Genomic DNA, 6777 nt, shown 5'->3' with positions numbered 1-6777 from the left:
CTGAATAAATTCAGAACATTGCTAAAATACCATAAAGCGACAGCACTGTCAATCAATTTTTTTCACTTTTTTGCTTTGCCATGTAGGATTACAACACCACCTCCATATACTCTCTAAGTTTTTTGTCCACATGAAAAACTTGCGCATACTCCATAAGTTTATTCAGTTTCTTGTCCTTTCTTGCAACATATGTCTTTAGGGCTGTCTGGAAATCCTGTATCTCGAATCTACTTTTCGATCGCATCAAGTCACATATTGTACGCTCTAGGTTATAAATTGGAATCTCGTGACCCTGACATGTTTTAACATACTCTTTACCGATATCCATCAGCTCTTTCTTTACTGTAAATACCTTTATCCCATCCGCAACCAAGCGCGACGTACCGTACCCAGTATAAATTGTAAGGGTTCTTTGCATGGGCTCCCTTTCAATTAAGCCATGATAATATAGTGCCTCATCGTGAGAATATACCCCTTGAGGACAACGTAGAGATAATATATAGAGATCATCTTCCCATGTCTCCGGAGAAACATAAACTCCATATGCCACTTTTTCAAACTTTTTTTCTTTTATATACCTATATAAGATATGTTTTGGTATGCCTGCCTCTATAGCATCTTTTGCCAGTAAAATTCCCGATTCATCCACAATATTCTCTATGCTCATCATTTATCTCACCTACTTTCGTACTAATATTGTATATTATATTAGTACGAAAATAAATATAAGAATTATTCTATATCCTCACTTTTCCTTTATCTCTATTTTTCCTCCCTCTTGCACTTTCCAATAAATCCTATACAATGTATTTTACCGAAATCAATTTCACTGAAATTTATTTCACCGAAATAAATTTCACTAAAATATTTTTAAACTATTTATTTTGCACACTACCATCGACTATAGTATAGAAAGGAAAAAGCCAAAAATGATGACAGAAATCTTTCGAGGAAGACAGGCAGAACTAAAAATTCTCCGTAAAAAATTTGCACTTCGGGGATTTATGATGACCGTTCTTTACGGTAGAAGAAGAATCGGAAAGACCATGCTAATCAATAAGTTTATGCAAGAACAAGATTGCAAATGCATTTCCTTTACCTCTGTAGAACGGGGAGAAACGGAATTACTTTCCTTAATGACAGAGGCAGTCCTTAGCGCATTGGCTCCGGAACTATTAGGAAATATCAGCTTTAACAGTTTTGAAAACCTTTTCGAATATATCGGAAAATCGGCAGAAAAAGAACGAATCATCTTCTTTATTGATGAATACCCCTATCTTGCCAAGCAATGCCCCTATATTCAATCTGTCTTACAGAAGGTTATTGATACCAAATGGAAGTCTACACAACTTTTCTTTATCCTCTGCGGCTCTCTTGTAAGCTTTATGAAGGACGAGGTTCTGGCAGAATCTGCGCCTTTACATGGCAGAAGTAATCTGGAACTTAAACTTAAGCCCTTTAACTATTTGGAAACAGCAGAGTTCTTAGAAAAATACAGTTTGGAGGACAAGGCGATTGCCTATGGACTAACGAACGGCGTAGCCAAATATATAGAACAATTCGATCCTGGTCTATCCTTGGAAGAAAATATCTTGGAACAATTCTATTCAATTGGAGGATATTTCTCCGAAGAACAGATTAAAACGATTATCAGCAGCGAAAGACAAAATCCGGGACTCTATAACTCCATTATATCCGCTGTAGCCACGGGCCACACTAAGCACAACGAAATCGGAGGATTTGTAGGAAACGAGGATATCAACTATCCCTTAAAAGTTCTATGCAATGCAGAAATTTTAGAAAAAAGGATGGGAAAAAGGCCTTATTATGTTCTGAATGACAGCATGACAGAATTTTGGTTTCGCTATGTAAACCGAGCCACCAGCCTTATTAATGCAGGAAACGGTGCCGCCTATTATTACGCCCATGTAAAAAACAATCTGCATGATTTTATGGGTAAAATTTTCGAAAAGATGGCCAAAGAATTTCTAATGCTCCATGCCGGGAAGGATGATTTTCCTATCCTTACGGAAATAACGGACTTTCAAGGCACCGTCAAGAACGAATCAAAAGAGCTTATTCCTATAGAAATTGACTTACTGGGAAAAAGTGGTAAGAATATTCTTCTCCTTGGTGAATGCAAGTTTAAGAATTCCCCCTTTGATAAGACGGAATATGAAAAGCTTTTGGAAAAAATCAAATATATTCCTGCCACTCATCCCTTAATCTGTATTTTCTCTCTGGGAGGATTTACTGATTATGTCACAGAAAACGCAAAAAACTGTAAGCTAATTAGCATCGAGGATATGTATCACTCATAGTTTATCGGATTCCGTACCTCTCCAGGATATAATCCATATCCTTATCTCCTCTTCCGGAAAGGTTGATGAGGATAGAGCCCTTATTCATCTGCTTTGCCAGCTTCATACCGTAGGCCACCGCGTGGGAGCTTTCAATGGCAGGGATGATTCCCTCCATTCTGGAAAGGGTGAAGAAGGCATCAATGGTTTCGTCGTCATTGACCACATCGTACTTCACTCTGCCAAGGTCATGTAAGAAGGCATGCTCAGGGCCGGAGGAGGGGTAGTCCAAACCGCTGGCAACGGAATATACCGGTGCCGGCTCGCCCTTTTCGTCCTTTAACATAATACTGTTAAAGCCGTGCATAACACCTTCTTCTCCATAGGTAAGGCTGGCTGCATGGTCACCAAGGGCTGTTCCTCTGCCCAAAGGCTCCACACCATAAATGGTCACAGGGTCATTTAAGAAGCCGGAGAAAAGTCCCATGGCATTGGAACCGCCGCCCACGCAGGCCACGATGGCATCCGGCAGTTCTCCCGTCATTTCCAGGAACTGCTCTCTGGCTTCGATGCCCACAATACTCTGAAAATCTCTTACCATCATGGGGAAGGGGTGGGGGCCAACTACGGAGCCGATGCAGTAGATGGCATCCTTATACTCCTTCATATAAGCGGCAAATGCAGCGTCCACCGCCTCTTTCAGAGTCGCCAGGCCTTCCTTAACCTCAACAACTCTTGCTCCCAAAATCTTCATTCTAGCTACATTAGGTGCCTGCTTCTTGATATCCACAGCCCCCATGTAAATGTCACATTCCATGCCGAAGTAGGCTGCTGCGGTAGCTAAAGCTACACCGTGCTGTCCTGCACCGGTCTCCGCAATCACCTTTTTCTTCCCCATGTACTTCGCCAAAAGCACCTCACCCATACAGTGATTTAACTTGTGGGCACCGGTATGGTTTAAATCCTCACGCTTTACATAAAGCTGTACCCCGGTGTTGATCTTCTCGGAGAGTCTTTCCAAATGAGAAATGGGTGTAGGTCTACCCTGAAATTCCTTTCGGATTCTTCTCAACTCCGCAATGAACTTTCTGGACTTGGAAATCGTCTGATAGGCATGGTCAATTTCCGCCATAGCCTTCTTTAATTCCTCAGGAATGTAGGCTCCACCATACTTTCCGAAATAGCCATTGGCATCCGGGTAGTTCTTAAAGTAAGTTTCAAAATCCACATTGTTCAGCTGCATCGTTCTTTCCTCCTCTTTCTTTCCTGCCTTTTAGCAGGGTGGTGAATGGTGAATTTCTTAGCCAAAGAGCTGATAGTATTTACGGAATCGTCACACTTCGTGCTTTTAGGATTCCTTCCCACGCCTCTTCCTAGTGCATTGCGTATTTACGGAATCATCGCACTTCCAAGCCGATACTCGGCTTTCCGTGCTCATGTCAGGGGCGATTCAGAAAAGTCTGCGATGTTCATGCAAGCAAGCTTGCAGAGCATCTTAGACTTTTCTGTCTCGGTAAATACAAAAAGTCCCCGGCAAAGAAAATAGTCTTTGCCAAGGACGAATAAGATTTAATTTATCCGCGGTGCCACCTTGTTTCACAGCTTCCGCTGTGCCGCTTAGCAGGATACAAACATATCCCCGGGAACTCACGCATCCCTACGCGTTGCAGAATACTCCGGAATATCCGTTTCCCTGCACCCTCAGTGGTCCATTTGACAATTTGTTTCTTACCCGGCTCTCAGCATCCCGGACTCTCTGTAAAGGCATCATTGCCGTTATCTCCACCTCAACGGTTTTCGATATTTAGTTATGCAGAAAATTTACATGGAAAAGGGCTATATGTCAAGTTAGATATTATTACAAAATTTTTACTAATTATCGTGTTGGCCTATTGGAGCATTTAATCCAATGCAGCTAAATCTTCCCCCCTGTTGATATCCCGTTTACAGTTCTTCCAGAATAAACGGTAGCATATAAATGGGATAAAGCTTCAGCATCTCCTCATTCCCGAGATCCTTTTGAGACAAGAGGATTTCCTTCGCAATATATTTAGAATACTTCTTTTGAAACTCTATAATCGATTTATGACTGCCTAAACCGGAGGATTTTACCTCTATGGGAATGAGTTTCGTTTTTGCACTAAGTAAAAAATCAATCTCATAATAAGACGTCTTGTCTTTTTTCCAAGTATGATAATAAAGACCTTGGTCGGAAGTCGTAATCATCTGCGCTACAGCATTTTCATATAAATATCCTAAATCCGCAGGAAGAGAATCACTCAATAGCTTGTTATAAATATTCTCATCCGTTTCTCCGGAAGAATTGAAAATCATGGTGGTAAATAAGCCTGTATCTGCTAAATACAGCTTAAAGGTATCATTGTCTCTGGTTTGGGGTAATGCAATACTTGGATTAAGGACATTGTAGGAAGCCACTACAGTCTTTGAATCCAATAAATCATACAAGCGCTCTAAATCTTTATTAATCTTCTTTTTCCCGGTAGCCGCAGAGATAACATAGCTTCTTTTGCCTGTTGCCAACTGAGTAGGAACTGAATCATACATTCTTCCGATCAACCCTGTTCCATCAATTTTGAAAAAATCATCTTTATACAGATTAATGATTTCTCGCTTTACTTCATCAATTTCCTGAAAATTCTTTCCCTCCACATAGGCTTCCACCGCCTGGGGCATTCCTCCCACAGCCATGTAAATCCGAAAATCCCGCATCAGCTTTCTGTTTAAGGAATTCCCCACCGCCTTACCACGCTGATATAATTCCCGTAAAACAGAATAGGTATCATTTCCGATTGCCCACATAAATTCTTCATAATCCATCGGATAAATGGGTATCTTCATTTCCTCGGAGGGAAGTACGATATCTTTGACATTTTTCTTGATGCTGATTAAGGATCCGGTCTCTATATAATCGTATCTTCCATCTGCAACAAGATATTTTATAGCTTGGCGAACCTTAGGCATAAGCTGAATCTCATCAAAGATAATGACAGATTCTCTTTTATACAAAGTTACGCCGGTTGCAGTCTGTAATCGGAGGAAAAAGATATCCGGATCTGCAATATCTTCAAACACATCCAAAAGCTCTTTCCTGACATTGGCAAAATCCACTTTAATGTAAGATTTGTATTCCTGTTTTGCAAATTCCTCGGCAATCGTTGACTTTCCAACTCGTCTTGCTCCTTCTAAAAGGACAGAGTACTTCGGTGCCTTTTTTTCTTTCCAATATTTTAGTTTGTCAAATGCTTTTCTTTTAAACATAGCTTATCTCCGCAAATCACGTTTTTTCTTATCTTCAATGGTTAAAGCATAGTATACTACCGTTTTAAGAAGATTAAAAGCACTAAAAACTACCGTTTTAAGAAGATTGAAAAACCAATAAACTACCGTTTTTCTATATTAAAAATACAGAAATGTAGCAGTCAAGAAAAGTAGACACGAAAAATTGTAGCAATTAAGAAAAAGTCCCCGGACAATACTCTTTCACAAAGTATCTGTCCGAGGACTTTTTATACTACTTATTATTACTTACAGAGCCTATGTTTCTTTAGAATTCTTCTTTCTTCTTCATGCCGAAAGCAATCGCTCCGGAGAAGAGAATAAATGCTGTGAAGACCATAGCAAGTGGTCTTGCTTCTTCCACAACTCCTGTTGGAGAAATGGGGTCTTTCACATTTCTAAACTGAAGAACTTGCTTTGAACCATCCGCGTTTCTTCCCAATAATTTTTTCTTGGTGAAACGGAAGCCCTGGGCATCGGTTGCTTGTTCTAAAACATAACCGGTACTTACGGAAGGTAGATATCCGGAAGGATTCTCACCTGCCATATAGTAATAAGTCTTTGGCAATAAGAATTCTAAAGCCTGATTATGCTTCAAGTTAAAACTGATTGTTGCAGTTCCAGGATCAAAGCTGATAGCACTCTTTGTTGCCGCAGGGAAATCTGCTTTAATGGAATCGAAATCACTTTGTGTAATAGGCTGATTCTCTGCCTTAAAAAGCTTTAATCGGAAGGGGAAAACTTGATTTTTATCTGCCATTTCTCCACTTACCTGCTTTTCAATTCGAAGAACCTGTCTATCCTCCCGTTCATAGGTATTCTGCACGTTGATTTGTTTTGTTTCATTCTTACCCATGCTCACGGTAGCAATTTCATAGTTTCCGGAAGTGACTTTGCTATCTCCTCCGGCAGTAATTGCCATTTTCTTAAAATGAAGCTGTGATCCCCCAATGACAGGATTCTGTCCGGAAGCACTAATTAATTCTTCCACCTGATATTTTCTGCCGGGAATGAGACCATTAATGCTTAAAACATACTGTTTCTTTCCCCCCTGCATTGTTGCTTGTAAAGTTCCTGCACCTGCAGGATTTTCCGGTGTTAAATTTTTACCGGTTCCGGACATTTTAGTTCCATTTAACTCTTCTGAAACAAGATATCCCAAAGCAGTACTGGTAGATCG

At 40.3% G+C, this 6777-nt stretch carries 5 protein-coding genes; 1 reads left to right on the top strand and 4 read right to left on the bottom strand.

What is annotated here, in order from left to right; genetic code table 11:
- Nucleotides 1–88: 88 nt before the first annotated feature.
- Nucleotides 89–670 carry a type IV toxin-antitoxin system AbiEi family antitoxin domain-containing protein gene (locus tag RYL27_RS10045; RefSeq protein WP_314966973.1) on the bottom strand — a complete coding sequence of 194 codons (582 nt, stop codon included), beginning with the start codon at nucleotides 668–670 and terminating at the stop codon, nucleotides 89–91.
- Nucleotides 671–929: 259 nt separating this feature from the next.
- On the opposite strand from RYL27_RS10045, the gene RYL27_RS10040 reads away from it, so the two are divergent.
- Nucleotides 930–2321 carry an ATP-binding protein gene (locus RYL27_RS10040; protein ID WP_314966971.1) on the top strand — a complete coding sequence of 464 codons (1392 nt, stop codon included), beginning with the start codon at nucleotides 930–932 and terminating at the stop codon, nucleotides 2319–2321.
- 1 nt (nucleotide 2322) lies between these two features.
- On the opposite strand, the gene trpB is transcribed toward RYL27_RS10040, so the two are convergent.
- The 3 genes from trpB to RYL27_RS10025 form a co-directional block, all read right to left on the bottom strand.
- Nucleotides 2323–3528: a tryptophan synthase subunit beta gene (trpB, locus tag RYL27_RS10035; protein WP_334307571.1), complete on the bottom strand. Its 1206-nt coding sequence runs from the start codon at nucleotides 3526–3528 to the stop codon at nucleotides 2323–2325.
- Nucleotides 3529–4244: 716 nt separating this feature from the next.
- Nucleotides 4245–5579 carry an ATP-binding protein gene (locus RYL27_RS10030; RefSeq protein WP_314966967.1) on the bottom strand — a complete coding sequence of 445 codons (1335 nt, stop codon included), beginning with the start codon at nucleotides 5577–5579 and terminating at the stop codon, nucleotides 4245–4247.
- A 286-nt stretch (nucleotides 5580–5865) separates the two neighbouring features.
- Nucleotides 5866–6777: DUF7601 domain-containing protein (locus tag RYL27_RS10025; protein WP_331667072.1), on the bottom strand; the 912-nt coding region annotated here is incomplete at its 5' end.

Source organism: Oribacterium sinus (assembly GCF_963537195.1).
In the GTDB taxonomy this organism is placed as follows: Bacteria; Bacillota; Clostridia; order Lachnospirales; family Lachnospiraceae; genus Oribacterium; species Oribacterium sinus_A.
Note: the sequence above shows the minus strand (reverse complement) of the source record. Positions and strands in the feature narration are given on the sequence as shown.